Genomic DNA, 13043 nt, shown 5'->3' with positions numbered 1-13043 from the left:
CGTGGCCCGCGCAACTCAGGCGATGCGGAAGCGCTGCACCGACTGGCGCAATTCTTCGGCCATGACGGAGAGTTCACGCACCTGGTTGGCGGTCGAGCGCGTGCTCTCGCCGGCCTGCTCGGCCACGGCGAAGATGTGCTGGATATTGCCGGCCACGTCGTTGGCTGAATTGGCTTCGCGCGCGGCGGTGCTCGAAATCTGCTCGATCAGCTCGGCCAGACGGCGCGAGACGCGGTCGATCTCGGTCAGCGCGGCGCCGGCGTTGTCGGACAGCCGGGCTCCGGCGACCACCCCCTGGGTGGAGCGCTCCATGGCGGCCACCGCGTCTTGCGTGTCGGTCTGAATCGCCTTGACCAGCGCAGCGATCTGGCGCGCGGCGTCGGCCGAGCGCTCGGCCAGCCGCTGCACCTCTTCGGCCACCACCGAGAAGCCGCGCCCGGCTTCCCCGGCCGACGCAGCCTGGATGGCGGCGTTGAGCGCCAGCACGTTGGTCTGCTCGGTGATGTCCGAAATCAGCTCGGTGATCTCGCCAATTTCTTGCGAAGATTCGCCCAGCCGCTTGATGCGCTTGGAGGTTTCCTGAATCTGATCGCGGATCGCGTTCATGCCGCCGATGGCGTTTTGCACCGCTTGCAGCCCCGACTCGGCGGCATGCAGCGAGCTGCGCGCCACCTGCGCCGACTCCTGCGCCTGTGCCGAGACCAAGTTGATGCGCTGCGCCATGTCCAGCACCGACTGACCGGTGTCACGAATTTCGCGCAACTGCTCGCTGGAAGCATCCAGCAAATCGGTGGAAGCGCTCTCGACCACCGAGGTGGTCGAAGCCACCCGGGCCGCCGTGATTTGCACGTTGCCCACCAGCGAACGCAGCTCCTCGACCGTGTAATTGACCGAGTCGGCAATGGCTCCGGTGATGTCTTCGCTCACCGTCGCTTCCTGCGTCAGATCGCCCTCGGCCACCGCCTGCAGCTCGTTCATCAAGCGCAAAATGGCTGCCTGGTTGGCGTCGTTGACGCGCTTGGCGTCTTGTTCGAGCGTCTCGGCCAAACGACGCTGCGCATCGGCCACGGCCTGGCGCTGACGGCTGTCTTGCAACTGAACCGATACCAGACCACCCGCGCAGGCCAACACCAGCAAGGCCGAAAGCAGCAAGGCCGCGAGTTCAGCAGCGCCCACGGCGGCGTCTGCAGCCAGTTGCGCGCGCAAACTCTCACCGCCCAGGCGCAACGGCTCGCTGTCGGCAATGATGGCATTCTGCGCCTCACGCGCAGCCACCAGCCCCTGCAAATGGCCCAGAATGGTGCCGGCATAGGTGCGGGTTTGTTCATACAGATTCTGCAAAGCAGTCAGGCTCTCGCGCAGTTGCGGGTCGGCGGTCGCCGCCAGACCCAGCACCTCGCTGCCAGCGAGCAAGGCGTCGCTGATTTCCTTGAAGGTGTTCATGTCTTTGCCCAGCAGAAACACCGCTTCGGGACTGACGCCTTCCATGGTCTGAAATTCGTTGGCCGATTTGCCGATACGCTGCGTCAGCATCAGCAACTGGCCGGTAGCGGCAATGTGGGCCGGCGGGGCATTCTGTTCGAGCTGCTGTGCCGCTACGGCTTCCACCATTTCGAACAGGTCGGAGGACTGGCGGTTGAGGCTGCGCAAAGACGCGCCGACCTCGGTCAGCGCCTCTTGCTGCGCCAGTAGCACAGCAGCATGGCGTTCGGCCCGTTCGCCTTTGGACAGCAAGGAGTCGATTTGCGCCTCGTAGCCAGCGCCCAGGCGGTCGATATCGGCGCTGCCCTGCTTCAAACCGCGCAAATTGTTCGCCAGGATGCCTGAACTCTCACGCACCTCGGCAAAGGCCGCCGGGTTGCCGACCAGCGCCTGCGCCGCGCTCCTGGCCAAACGCTGCGACTGCACCACCGCCTGTCCACTGGCAACGGCTTGCTGTGCGCCGCTGGCGGCCTGATTGAATACGAAAAAGGTCGTCGCGCCCAGTGCCAGCAGGCCAAACAGCAGCAGCGCCGCCAGCATGCGCTGCTGCTGCGGCGCCGGGCGGCGACCGAGCAGGGGCAGAAAAACCCGGCCGTCAGGCGCTGCATCGCTGCCTGCGCCTGCGCGCTCGGCGAGGCGACTCTCCCGAAAATCTCCTGCCGACGGATCGGGTGCCAGCCGCACAGCGGCCCGTTCGGCCAGGTCCTGATCGTCAGACTGAATGGGGTCCGACACCGGTTCAGATTTTTTCTTGAACAGCCCCTGGAGTCGATCGAACATGGCCATGAAACACCTTCAAACAAAAAACAAAACGACCTCGTCGCGCCTTTGACTCACGCCAACCCTCAGGCGGCGATGGCCAAAAAGGCCGGATCTGCCGCCAGCACCTGCAAATCGAGCTCCAGCCACGACAGGCCCTGGTGATCGACCAGACAACGGGCGCCGTAAGGCGGCGCAGCAGCAGCAAGCTGACCCAGACCGCTAAACGACGCCGGGTTGCGCAAACCCAGCAAGCGGTCGACCCACAACACCGCATTAACCCCCAACGCCGGGTGCAAGCCCACCAGCCGCGACTCGGAAGTCAAGCGCCCAGCCACACCCGGCGCCGCCGGTGGCTGCGCGCGCGCGCACAGGCCAGTCAGGTCGACCACGCCGTAGAGCGCGCTGCGCAAGTTGACCACCCCGAGATACCAGGCCTGGGTGTACGGCACCGGGTGAATCGAGGTCAGGGAAAAAATCTCGCCGGCCTGCACCAAGGGCAGCAAAAAGTTCTGCTCACCGGCCTGCACCGCCAGCCAGGCGGCGCTAGGCGCTTGCGACTGGGCACTGCTCAAACGCAGCGCCAAGCGCTCTTGCAGTTCGCGAAGTGACTGTCTGTTGCCCATGGTTTGATACGCTCGATCGCGCGTGCGCAGCGGCGCTGGCGCCGACTCAGCCCAGCGCCCGAATCTTGGAGAGCAGCTCTTCGCTGTTGACCGGCTTGGTCACGTAGTCGCGCGCGCCCTGGCGCAAGCCCCAGAGGCGATCGGTCTCCTGGTTTTTGCTGGTGCACATGATGATGGGAATGGCCGCATACTGCGGATCGCGGGCGATGGCGCGGGTCAGTTGAAAGCCATTTTGGCCGGGCATTACCACGTCCATGAGTATCAGGTCCGGCTTGGCCTCGTCCAGGCGACGCAAAGCCTCTTCGGCATTCTCGGCCGTGCGCACGCTAAAGCCGTGTTTTCCCAGCAGATCGGACAAAACCATGAGCTCGGTTTTGGAGTCGTCTACCACCAGCACATGTTGAATCGACATCACGCAACTCCTGTAGGCTTGGCACCAAACTGCTGCACCGCTTGCAGCAACTGGTCCTTGGTGAAAGGTTTGGTCAAATATTCCTGCGAACCGACCATGCGGCCGCGCGCCTTGTCAAACACGCCGTCTTTGGACGAAAGCATGACCACCGGAATGTCGGCCAGGCGGGCGTTTCGCTTGATGATGGCACAAGTCTGGTAGCCGTCCAGGCGCGGCATCAGGATGTCGCAAAACACCAGATCGGGCATATGGTCGTTGATCTTGGACAAGGCGTCGAATCCATCTTCGGCCAGCAAGACTTCGTGCCCACCCTGCTTGAGAAAAATTTCCGCGCTGCGGCGAATGGTGTTGCTGTCGTCCACCACTAAAACTTTGCGTGCAAGAGGCGTGCTCACGATTGACTGACTCCAGAACAAACTTGAGGGCCAGACAGCCCCGGCTCAGATCGGCACCATTTCGAAGTCTTCCTTGCGAGCCGCGCATTCCGGGCAGCTCCAGGTCGACGGCACCAGGCTCCAAGGCGTTCCAGGCGCAATGCCGTGCTCGGGGTCGCCCTGGGCCTCGTCGTAGATCCAGCCGCAGATCAGGCACATCCAAGTCTTGGTTTCGGTCATGGTCAGCGCAGGCCCTGTCATAGAATGAACGGATTGTATCGAGCACCATGCAGCCTGCCACATTTTCCCGGCCAACCGGCGGCTGACCTGCACGACGCAGGCCTTTGCGTTGCGCCTTCACTCCCGACTGTGCCCATGCCCCATACCCCTGAACCTTCTGCCGCCAGCCCGGACGGCGCAACCGAAGCGGCCGGCCTGCCGTGCGTGATGGTGTTCAACGCCAACGACCCCAGCGGCGCAGGCGGTCTGGGCGCCGACCTGACCGCGATGTCCAGCGCCTCGGTTTACGTGCTGCCTGTAGTCACCGGCGCCTACATCCGCGACACCGTCGAAGTGCACGACCACCTGGCCTTTGATGAAGAAGCCGTGGGCGAGCAGGCGCGCTGCGCGCTCGAGGATGTGCCGGTGCAGGCGTTCAAGGTCGGCTTTGTCGGCAGCGCAGAAAACCTCAGCGCCATCGCCGCCATCACCACCGACTACGCAGAAGTGCCGCTGGTAACCTATATGCCCGACCTGTCCTGGTGGGACGAGCTGGCGATCGAAAACTACCTCGACGCCTGCGCCGAGCTGTTGCTGCCACAAACCACTGTGCTGGTGGGCAACCACAGCACGCTGTGCCGCTGGCTGCTGCCCGACTGGAGTGATGAGCGCGCGCCCGGTCCGCGCGACATTGCGCGCGCTGCTGCTGCGCACGGCGCACCCTACACCCTGGTGACTGGTTTCAACGCTGCCGACCAGTACCTGGAGAGCCACCTGGCCTCGCCCGAGACGGTGCTGGCCAGCGCACGCCACGAGCGCTTTGCCGCCACTTTCAGCGGCGCCGGCGACACCCTCTCGGCCGCGCTGTGTGCACTGATCGCCGGCGGTGCCGACCTGCAGACGGCCTGCATCGAAGCGCTGAGCTACCTCGACCAGTGCCTGGACGCCGGTTTTCAACCCGGGATGGGCCACGCCGTGCCGGACCGGCTGTTTTGGTCGCACGACGACGAACCGGCCCCCGCCGTCGAACCGGCGCCCGATAGCACGCTCGACGCCGAGCATTTTCCACTCGACACCACGCGCCACTGACCGCCATGACCGACCGCAACCAACAACTGTTCGAGCGCGCCAAGGCCGTGATTCCGGGCGGCGTGAATTCGCCGGTACGCGCCTTTCGCGCCGTCGGCGGCACGCCGCGTTTCGTGCAGCGCGCGCAAGGCGCCTACTTCTGGGACGCCAACGGCCAGCGCTACATCGACTACATCGGCTCCTGGGGCCCGATGATTCTGGGCCACGGCCACCCGGCGGTGCTGCAAGCGGTGCAGGCCGCGCTGCTGGACGGTTTTTCCTACGGCGCCCCCACCGAGCGCGAAGTCGAGCTGGCGCAAGAAATCATCCGGCTGCTGCCCAGCATTGAGATGCTGCGCCTGGTCAGCTCGGGCACCGAAGCCGGCATGAGCGCGATTCGGCTGGCGCGCGGCGCCACCGGGCGCAAAAAAATCATCAAGTTCGAGGGCTGCTACCACGGCCACGCCGACGCGCTGCTGGTCAAGGCCGGCTCCGGCCTGGCCACCTTCGGCCACCCCACCAGCGCCGGCGTGCCGCCTGAGGTGGTGCAGCACACGCTGGTGCTCGAATACAACAACGTCGAACAACTGGAAGCCGCGTTCAGCGAACACGCGGCCGAGCTGGCCTGCCTGATCATCGAACCGATTGCCGGCAACATGAACTTCGTACGCGCCAGCCTGCCCTTCATGCGGCGCTGCCGCGAGTTGTGCACACAGCACGGCGCGCTGCTGGTGTTTGACGAGGTGATGACCGGCTTTCGCGTTGCGCTCGGCGGCGCGCAAAGCATCTACGCCGCGTTGATCCCCGGCTTCGAGCCCGACATGACGGTGCTGGGCAAGGTGATTGGCGGCGGCATGCCGTTGGCGGCGTTCGGCGCCAAGCGTGCGCTGATGGAGCACCTCGCGCCACTGGGCAGCGTCTACCAGGCCGGCACGCTGTCGGGCAACCCGGTGGCCACCGCCTGCGGCCTGGCCACCTTGCGCGAAATTCAACGCCCCGGTTTCTATACCGAGCTGGGGGCCAAGACACGCACCCTGGTGCAGGGGCTGAGCGACGCCGCCCGGGCCGAGGGCATCCCGTTTTGCGCTGACTGCGAAGGCGGCATGTTCGGCTTTTTCCTGTTTGACTCGTTGCCACAAAACTACGCCCGCGTCATGCAGACCGACGGGGCACGCTTCAACCGCTTATTTCACGGCCTGCTCGAGCGTGGCGTCTACATCGCACCGGCTTTGTACGAAGCCGGCTTCGTGAGTGCGGCGCACAGCGAGCAAGACATCAGCGACAGCGTGGCGGCGGCACGCGAGGTCTTGCGTGGCCTGCGCATCTGATGTCATGTAACAACAGTGTGCGCCAAACAGCTCGCGCGCCCCAGCTCATAAAACCGTGACCGCTCCCCGCAACGCCGACCTGCACTGCCACTCGACCGTCTCCGACGGCACCCTCACGCCCGAGGCGCTGGCGCAGCGCGCAGCGCGCAACGGCGTAGATTTGTGGGCGCTGACCGACCACGACGAACTTGGCGGGCAAGACCGCGCCATCGCTGCGGCGCGCGCGCTCGGTCTGGCCTACCTGAGCGGCACCGAAATCTCGGTCAGCTTTGCGGCCCAGACGGTGCACATCGTCGGCCTGGGCTTCGATCACACCGACGCCGGCTTGCAAGCCGGACTGCGCGCCACGCGCAGCGGCCGCGAGCAGCGCGCGCGCGCCATGAGCGAGGACCTCGCGCGCGTCGGCATCGCCGGTGCCTACGAGGGAGCGCTCAAGTACGTCGACAACCCGGAACTGATCTCGCGCACCCACTTTGCCCGCTACCTGGTCGAGGCGGGTGTCTGCCGCGACACCAACGAGGTGTTTCGCCGCTACATCACCGAAGGCAAACCCGGCTTCGTGCCGCACCGCTGGGCCGCGCTGCGCGATGCGCTGCGCTGGATCACGCAGGCGGGCGGGGTGGCGGTAATTGCCCACCCAGGACGCTACCCGTTCAGCGCCAACGAGGAATACGCCTTGTTCAGCGAATTCAAAGCCCACGGTGGCCAGGCGGTGGAGGTGAGCACCGCCGCGCACAGCCCGGCCGACAGCGTCAAATTCACGACACTCTGCCAAGAATTTGATCTGGCCGCCTCGCGCGGCAGCGATTTTCACAGCCCGCAAGAAAGCCGCTTCGACCTGGGCCAACTGCCGGCGCTGCCCGCTGGCGTGCGCCCGGTGTGGGAGCTGCTGCAAGCGCGCGTGCTTAGGTGATGCAACCGCAATTGCACCGCAGCGCACGGCCACTGCTTGGCATCGCGTTGCTGGTCGTCGCCACCGCCTGCTTTGCAGTGCTCGACACCACGGTCAAAGTCGTTGGCGCCTATGTTTCGGTGCTGATGGCGGTCTGGTTTCGTTACGTGTTTCAGGCGCTGGCGGTCAGCCTGTTCATGCTTCCCCTGCGTGGGCGCACGCTGCTGCGCACCGCTGCACCGCGCCTGCAACTGCTGCGCGGGGGCTTGTTGCTGCTGGTCAGCGTGCTGTCGTTCCTGGGCGTGCAGTTCATGCCGGTGGGCGAATTCACCGCCATTGTGATGACCACGCCGCTGGTCGTCACCCTGCTGGCGGCGCTGTTTCTCAAAGAGCAGGTGTCGCGGCTGCGCTGGCTGCTGGTGGCAGGCGGCTTTGTGGGCGCCGTGCTGGTGGCGCGCCCCGGCGCCGACATGCTGGGTTGGGCCAGCTTGATACCGCTGGCGATGGTGTGGGTCTACGCCGGCTTCCAAATCCTGACCAGTCAGATGGCGCGCACCGAAGACCCCATGACCATGCACTTTTACACCGGCTGGGTCGGTGCGATCATCGCCACGGCGCTGCTGCCGCTGGTCTGGCAGGCCATTCCCGACTGGCACACCTTTGCGCTGCTGTGTCTGATCGGCCTGATGGGAACGGTAGGGCATTTTTTGCTGATTCTGGCCTTCGCCCGGGCGCCGGCGTCCACGCTCACGCCCTATCTCTACAGCCAGATCGGTTTTGCCACCCTGTGTGGCTGGCTGGTTTTTGACCACATTCCCGGCGCGCAGGAACTCAGCGGCATTGCCCTGATTGCGCTGTGCGGTGTGGGCGCGAGTTGGCTGGCCGCGCGCGCAAGACGCGGATAATTGGAGTCTGACCCCGATTTTCCCGACCCCGATTCTCAGATGTCGCAATTCTTCCGCCTGCACCCAGACAACCCGCAAGTGCGCTTGCTCAAGCAAGCCGTGCAGTTGCTCGAACGCGGCGGCGTGCTGGCCGTGCCCACTGATTCGAGCTACGCGCTGGTCTGCCACCTCGACGACAAAGACGCGGCCGAGCGGCTGCGGCGCCTGCGCGGCATGGACGGCAAGCACCCTCTGACGCTGCTGTGCCGCGACCTGAGTGAACTCTCCAGTTACGCCCGGGTCGACAACCGGCAGTTTCGCCTGCTCAAACTCGCCACGCCCGGCCCCTACACCTTCGTTCTGGAGGCCAGCAAGGAAGTGCCGCGGCGCCTGAGCCACCCGGCGCGCAAGACCATTGGCCTGCGCGTGCCCGATCACCACAGCCTGCTGGCGCTGCTGGCGCTGCACGACGGCCCGCTGCTGGCCACCACCTTGATCGCGCCGAACGAGAGCAGCCCGATGAACGATCCGCACCATATCCGCACGCGCTTCGAGCACGAGCTGGCCGGCGTGCTCGACGCCGGCGCCTGCGCGCACGAGCCCACCACCGTGCTCGACCTCACCCCAATGGGCGGCGGCGGCGCCCCGCTGCTGCTGCGCGCCGGGCGCGGCGCGCTCGCGCCGCTGGGTCTGTGAGACGCGTGCCGGGCCCGCCGAAGCGGTCTGCGTGCGCTGCCGCCCCTTCTGGGACAATGGCGCTTTGACCGGGGCCGCCATGGACTTCGCCCAAATCATTCAAACCATTACCCTCTACGCCATTCCTGTGCTGTTTGCCATCACGGTGCACGAGGCCGCACACGGCTACGCGGCGCGGCACTTCGGCGACAACACGGCCTACTTGCTGGGCCGCATCACGCTCAACCCGATCAAGCACATCGACCCGGTCGGCACCATCGCGATCCCGCTGCTGCTGTTTTTCGCCACCGCCGGGGCTTTCCTGTTCGGTTACGCCAAGCCGGTTCCGGTGAATTTCAACCGCTTGCGCTCGCCCCGACGCGACATGATCTGGGTCGCACTGGCGGGTCCGGGTGCCAACCTGCTGCAAGCGATCGGCTGGACCGTGCTGCTGTACCTGCTGCTGGCCGCCGGGGTGGAAGAACGGTTTTTCCTCGACATGTGCCGCGCCGGCGTGCTGGTCAACCTGGTGATGTTTGCCTTCAACCTGTTTCCGCTGCCGCCACTTGATGGCGGGCGCATTCTGGTCGGTCTGCTGCCGCCGCAGCCGGCTTCTTTGCTCGCGCGCGTCGAGCCCTGGGGCTTTTTCGTCGTGCTGGCACTGGTGCTGACCGGCATCGTCGGCACCTTCTGGCTGCACCCGCTGATGGCGCTGAGCAACGCCGCCATTGAAGCGCTGCTGACGCCGCTGCGTCTGCTGCTATTTTGATTCGATCCCGCACCTTCTGCCATGCAAAACCTGCGCGTCCTCACCGGCATCACCACTTCGGGCACCCCGCACCTGGGCAACTACGTGGGCGCGATCCGCCCCAGTGTGCGCGCCAGCCGCCCAGCGGGTGTGCAGAGCTTTTACTTCCTGGCCGACTACCACGCCCTCGTCAAGGTGGGCGACCCCGTACGGGTGCAGCGCTCGACGCTGGAGATTGCCGCCACCTGGCTGGCCTGCGGCCTGGACCCGCAGCACGTCACGTTCTACCGCCAGTCGGACATTGCGGAAATCCCTGAGCTCACCTGGCTGCTGAGTTGCGTCACCGGCAAAGGCTTGCTCAACCGCGCCCACGCCTACAAGGCCGCGCTGGACAAGAACAATGCCGCAGGCGACGACCCCGACCAGGGCGTGAGCGTAGGCCTGTTCATGTACCCGGTGCTGATGGCAGCCGACATCTTGCTGTTCAACGCCCAGCAGGTGCCGGTCGGGCGCGACCAGGTGCAACACATCGAAATGGCGCGCGACATCGCCGTCAGCTTCAACCACCTCTACGGCGAACACTTCTTGCTGCCCGCTGCGGCGGTCGAGGCCCATGTGGCCACCCTGCCCGGGCTCGACGGGCGCAAGATGAGCAAAAGCTACGACAACACGATTCCCCTGTTCGCGCCGCGTGAGCAGCTCAGAAAACTCATCCTGAGCATCGTCACCGACTCGCGCGCCCCCGGCGAGCCCAAGGACACCGAAGGTTCGGCGCCGTTTCAGATTTACCAGGCCTTTGCTTCGGCGCCGGAGTCCGCCGCGCTGGCGCAGGCCTATGCCGACGGCATCTCATGGGGCGAGGTCAAGCAAGCGCTGTTCGAGCGCATCGAGCGCGAGCTCGCACCGCTGCGCGAGGTCTACGACGAACTGATGCAGGAGCCGGCGCACATCGAGAGGGTCCTGCGCGACGGGGCGGAAAAAGCGCGCGCCAGCGCCACCCCCTTTTGCGCCCGGCTGCGCCAGGCGGTAGGCCTGCGTGCGCTCGAACGCGCAGCGCCAGCGGCCCCAGGCGGCAAAGCGGCCCGGCTTGCCCGGCCCGCTTTCAAGCAGTACCGCCAGAGCGACGGCCTGTTCTATTTCAAGCTGCTGGACGCGCAAGGCCGCTTGCTGCTGCAGAGCGCCGGTTTTGCCACACCGCAGGCGGCCGCTGCAGCCATCGCCCACTTGCAAGGGCGTGGCAGCGCGGCGCTGGCTGAAATGCCGGCCTTGCAGCCCCAACCCGGTCAGAGCCAGGCCCTTGCCAGCGCCTTGCAAGAGCTGAGCAAAGCGGGGGGCCATAAGCGATTTGCATAAGTTTTGCCGCCGCGGCGCCACACAAGCGATCGAAACCCTGATAATCTGGCAGCGGGTGAAAAATTAACCCCTTCTGGCTATTGTTGGATTCCGACACAAACAACCGGCTCCTGCGCTGCGAACAACGATCAACCGTCCGCCATGAGTATTTTTGTCATCGATGACCACCCACTGATGCGCGAGGCTGTGGTCATGCTGCTGCGCCGCATGCGCGCATCGACCCAGGTGGTCGAGCTCGAACGCATGGCTTCGGTCGGCAAAGCAATCGCCGAGCACGGTGAGCCCGAGTTGGTCTGCCTGGACTTGAAGCTGCCCGACACGCACGGCGTCTCCGGGGTGCGCGAGATGCGGCAACTGCTGCCCGATACCTCGCTGATCGTGCTCTCAGCCTCGCCAGCCAGCGACTACGAAGACCTGGCGCACGAAGCCGGGGCCGATGCCTATGTGGAAAAATCGGCCGGTGCGGCCCAGATATCCAAGGTGCTGCGCGAATTTCTGATCGAAGACGGCGAGGACGAAAACGCCCCCACCATTCCGAGCAAACTCTCCAAGCGGCAAAAACAATTGCTCGTCTTGCTCGATCGCGGCCTGTCCAACCGAGACATCGCCGAACAACTCCAGATCAGCGAACACACGGTCAAGGTGCATCTGTGGCGGCTGTTTCGCCGCCTCAACGTCAAGAGCCGTTCGCAGGCCAGCCACCTGGCCCGCAGCGCCGGACTGCTCGAATTCTGAGTCCCCACCCGCTCAGCGCGCCGACGCAATCAGCGTTGGCCGCTGCTGCGTTTGCTGCGGCAACATGATGCGAAACACACTGCCGCGGCCCATGGTGGAAGTCAAGTCGAGCAAGTAGCCCATCAAGGTGGCCAGGCGCGAGACGATGGTCAGTCCCAGGCCCAGACTGTCTTCGGTGCCCTGGTGCTGCGAGACGCGGAAAAACTCTTGGAAAATCGCCTGCTGATGCTCGCGCTCGATCCCAACGCCGGTATCCCAGACTTCAAACGCGAGCACCCCTTCTCGGCGCCGCAGTGTCAGCAAGACCCCGCCCTGCTTGGTGTGTCGCAAGGCGTTGGAGAGCAGGTTGCCCAGCATGCGGCGCAACACCACCGGGTCGGCCCAAAGCGTCATCGGCCGGGTGCGGCTGCGCAGGCGCAGCGACTTGGCGGCTGCGACCGGCTCATACTGCGACAGCAGATCGGCAAACAATTGCTGCACGTCGACCTCTTGCAAACGCAGCTTGTAATTGCCGGCATCGATGCGTGTGAGGTCAAACAGCGAATCAAACAATTCATTGATGGCGCGCGTCGATTGCAGCATGCGCGGCGCAATGTCGCGCCCCATCTCGGGCTCTGCCATCAACCAGTCGGCGTACAGGCTGAGCGCGTGCACCGGTTGCCGCAAGTCGTGCGCGGCCGAGGCGAGAAAACGGTTTTTGGCCGTGATGGCGCGCTGTGCGGCCCGGGTTTGCAAGGTGAGCGAGTCGATCAACTCCTGGTTGGAAAACTGCAGCTCGAAATTGCTCTGGTGCACCTGATTCAAACGCGTGCCAACCCGCATCAGCAGCCACCAAAAAAGCAGGGCTAGCGCCATCATTTCCAAACCGAACAGCGGCACGTCGAGGCCGTGTGCCAAGCGCGCGGTGTTGACCAGCAGACCCAGCACCACCGACCCCATCAAGCTGTGCGCGTAGAGCCGGAACACCGGCAGATAGGCGCTGCAAATGACCAGGGTCAAAAACGCATGGCCGAGCACCACCAGACCGGTGACAAACTGCGTCTGCAGCGTCGCTTGCTGAAAGCTCAGCAGCACCGCAGCGCCCCAGAACAGACCGAGCGCCACCCACATCCAGCGGTAGCGCTCGACGAAGGCCAGCCGCTGCGAGCCTTCGGAACTGTCGTGACGCAAACGGTAAATGCCGATCAGGCGGTAGTGGTACACCAACAGCGCCAGCAAGCCTGCCGCCCAAACCAGCAAGCCGGGCAGACTGACTTCATTGGCCATGTTGTAGACCAGCACCAGCATCGACAGCACGCCCGCCAGCAAGGCCGCCGGCATGCCGTCCATCAACACGCCGATTTGCTTGGACTTCACCCACAACGCCCTCACTTCGGGCGCGGCGGGCTGATGTTGGTGGGTGGCGGGCTGGGTATCGACGAGCATGGACCGGCTGTTATCGTTTGGTGCGCCATTCTCGCACTGGTTTGAGTCGGTACCGCCACCAGC

Annotated in this window: 14 protein-coding genes; 8 read left to right on the top strand and 6 right to left on the bottom strand. The window is 65.0% G+C overall.

Annotated elements, in window-relative coordinates; translation table 11 throughout:
• Window positions 1-15 precede the first annotated feature (15 nt).
• Genes EST26_RS04250 through EST26_RS04230 form a run of 5 tightly spaced genes read right to left on the bottom strand, consistent with a single transcriptional unit; the run spans window position 16 to window position 3893 of the window.
• Complete coding sequence (locus EST26_RS04250; protein ID WP_291065644.1) at window positions 16-2268, bottom strand: methyl-accepting chemotaxis protein; 2253 nt, start codon at window positions 2266-2268, stop codon at window positions 16-18.
• Window positions 2269-2327: 59 nt separating this feature from the next.
• Entirely contained in the window at window positions 2328-2867 is a 540-nt protein-coding gene (locus EST26_RS04245) for a chemotaxis protein CheW (RefSeq protein WP_291065643.1), read from the bottom strand.
• 46 nt (window positions 2868-2913) lie between these two features.
• On the bottom strand, window positions 2914-3279 hold the full coding sequence (locus EST26_RS04240) for a response regulator (RefSeq protein ID WP_291065642.1): 366 nt from the start codon (window positions 3277-3279) through the stop codon (window positions 2914-2916).
• A complete protein-coding gene (locus EST26_RS04235) occupies window positions 3279-3677 on the bottom strand; it encodes a response regulator (RefSeq protein WP_291065756.1) in 399 nt (132 codons plus the stop codon). The genes EST26_RS04240 and EST26_RS04235 overlap by 1 nt, the downstream gene beginning before the upstream one ends.
• Before the next feature lie 42 nt (window positions 3678-3719).
• Window positions 3720-3893: a rubredoxin gene (locus EST26_RS04230; RefSeq protein WP_291065641.1), complete on the bottom strand. Its 174-nt coding sequence runs from the start codon at window positions 3891-3893 to the stop codon at window positions 3720-3722.
• 135 nt (window positions 3894-4028) lie between these two features.
• Here EST26_RS04230 and EST26_RS04225 point away from each other — a divergent pair, with 135 nt between their 5' ends.
• The 8 genes from EST26_RS04225 (at window position 4029) to EST26_RS04190 (ending at window position 11555) form a co-directional block, all read left to right on the top strand.
• Window positions 4029-4961: a bifunctional hydroxymethylpyrimidine kinase/phosphomethylpyrimidine kinase gene (locus EST26_RS04225; RefSeq protein WP_291065640.1), complete on the top strand. Its 933-nt coding sequence runs from the start codon at window positions 4029-4031 to the stop codon at window positions 4959-4961.
• A complete protein-coding gene (hemL, locus tag EST26_RS04220; protein WP_291065755.1) occupies window positions 4958-6268 on the top strand; it encodes a glutamate-1-semialdehyde 2,1-aminomutase in 1311 nt (436 codons plus the stop codon). The genes EST26_RS04225 and hemL overlap by 4 nt, the downstream gene beginning before the upstream one ends.
• A 55-nt stretch (window positions 6269-6323) precedes the next feature.
• Window positions 6324-7181 carry a 3',5'-nucleoside bisphosphate phosphatase gene (locus EST26_RS04215; protein WP_291065639.1) on the top strand — a complete coding sequence of 286 codons (858 nt, stop codon included), beginning with the start codon at window positions 6324-6326 and terminating at the stop codon, window positions 7179-7181.
• Window positions 7181-8065, top strand: coding sequence for a DMT family transporter (locus tag EST26_RS04210; RefSeq protein WP_291065638.1), 885 nt, complete (start codon window positions 7181-7183; stop codon window positions 8063-8065). The genes EST26_RS04215 and EST26_RS04210 overlap by 1 nt, the downstream gene beginning before the upstream one ends.
• 39 nt (window positions 8066-8104) lie before the next feature.
• Window positions 8105-8740, top strand: coding sequence for an L-threonylcarbamoyladenylate synthase (locus EST26_RS04205; RefSeq protein WP_291065637.1), 636 nt, complete (start codon window positions 8105-8107; stop codon window positions 8738-8740).
• A 79-nt stretch (window positions 8741-8819) separates the two neighbouring features.
• Window positions 8820-9488, top strand: coding sequence for a site-2 protease family protein (locus EST26_RS04200; protein WP_291065636.1), 669 nt, complete (start codon window positions 8820-8822; stop codon window positions 9486-9488).
• Between the two features lie 21 nt (window positions 9489-9509).
• Window positions 9510-10820 carry a tryptophan--tRNA ligase gene (locus tag EST26_RS04195; RefSeq protein WP_291065635.1) on the top strand — a complete coding sequence of 437 codons (1311 nt, stop codon included), beginning with the start codon at window positions 9510-9512 and terminating at the stop codon, window positions 10818-10820.
• A 141-nt stretch (window positions 10821-10961) separates the two neighbouring features.
• Window positions 10962-11555: a response regulator transcription factor gene (locus EST26_RS04190; RefSeq protein ID WP_291065634.1), complete on the top strand. Its 594-nt coding sequence runs from the start codon at window positions 10962-10964 to the stop codon at window positions 11553-11555.
• Window positions 11556-11567: 12 nt separating this feature from the next.
• Here EST26_RS04190 and EST26_RS04185 read toward each other — a convergent pair whose 3' ends face one another.
• A complete protein-coding gene (locus tag EST26_RS04185; protein ID WP_291065633.1) occupies window positions 11568-12980 on the bottom strand; it encodes a HAMP domain-containing sensor histidine kinase in 1413 nt (470 codons plus the stop codon).
• Window positions 12981-13043 lie beyond the last annotated feature (63 nt).

It is taken from the genome of Hydrogenophaga sp., from assembly GCF_014773545.1.
GTDB lineage: Bacteria > Pseudomonadota > Gammaproteobacteria > Burkholderiales > Burkholderiaceae_C > Hydrogenophaga.
The sequence above is the reverse complement of the archived record's forward strand: the minus strand, read 5'-3'. Positions and strand labels throughout refer to the sequence as shown.

Bases quoted from the DNA above. Each gene is read 5' to 3' on its own strand.
- EST26_RS04250 (WP_291065644.1), bottom strand. From the start codon at position 2,268: ATGGCCATGTTCGATCGACTCCAGGGGCTGTTCAAGAAAAAATCTGAA.
- EST26_RS04245 (WP_291065643.1), bottom strand. From the start codon at position 2,867: ATGGGCAACAGACAGTCACTTCGCGAACTGCAAGAGCGCTTGGCGCTG.
- EST26_RS04240 (WP_291065642.1), bottom strand. From the start codon at position 3,279: ATGTCGATTCAACATGTGCTGGTGGTAGACGACTCCAAAACCGAGCTC.
- EST26_RS04230 (WP_291065641.1), bottom strand. From the start codon at position 3,893: ATGACCGAAACCAAGACTTGGATGTGCCTGATCTGCGGCTGGATCTAC.
- EST26_RS04225 (WP_291065640.1), top strand. From the start codon at position 4,029: ATGCCCCATACCCCTGAACCTTCTGCCGCCAGCCCGGACGGCGCAACC.
- EST26_RS04210 (WP_291065638.1), top strand. From the start codon at position 7,181: ATGCAACCGCAATTGCACCGCAGCGCACGGCCACTGCTTGGCATCGCG.
- EST26_RS04205 (WP_291065637.1), top strand. From the start codon at position 8,105: ATGTCGCAATTCTTCCGCCTGCACCCAGACAACCCGCAAGTGCGCTTG.
- EST26_RS04200 (WP_291065636.1), top strand. From the start codon at position 8,820: ATGGACTTCGCCCAAATCATTCAAACCATTACCCTCTACGCCATTCCT.
- EST26_RS04195 (WP_291065635.1), top strand. From the start codon at position 9,510: ATGCAAAACCTGCGCGTCCTCACCGGCATCACCACTTCGGGCACCCCG.
- EST26_RS04190 (WP_291065634.1), top strand. From the start codon at position 10,962: ATGAGTATTTTTGTCATCGATGACCACCCACTGATGCGCGAGGCTGTG.
- EST26_RS04185 (WP_291065633.1), bottom strand. From the start codon at position 12,980: ATGCTCGTCGATACCCAGCCCGCCACCCACCAACATCAGCCCGCCGCG.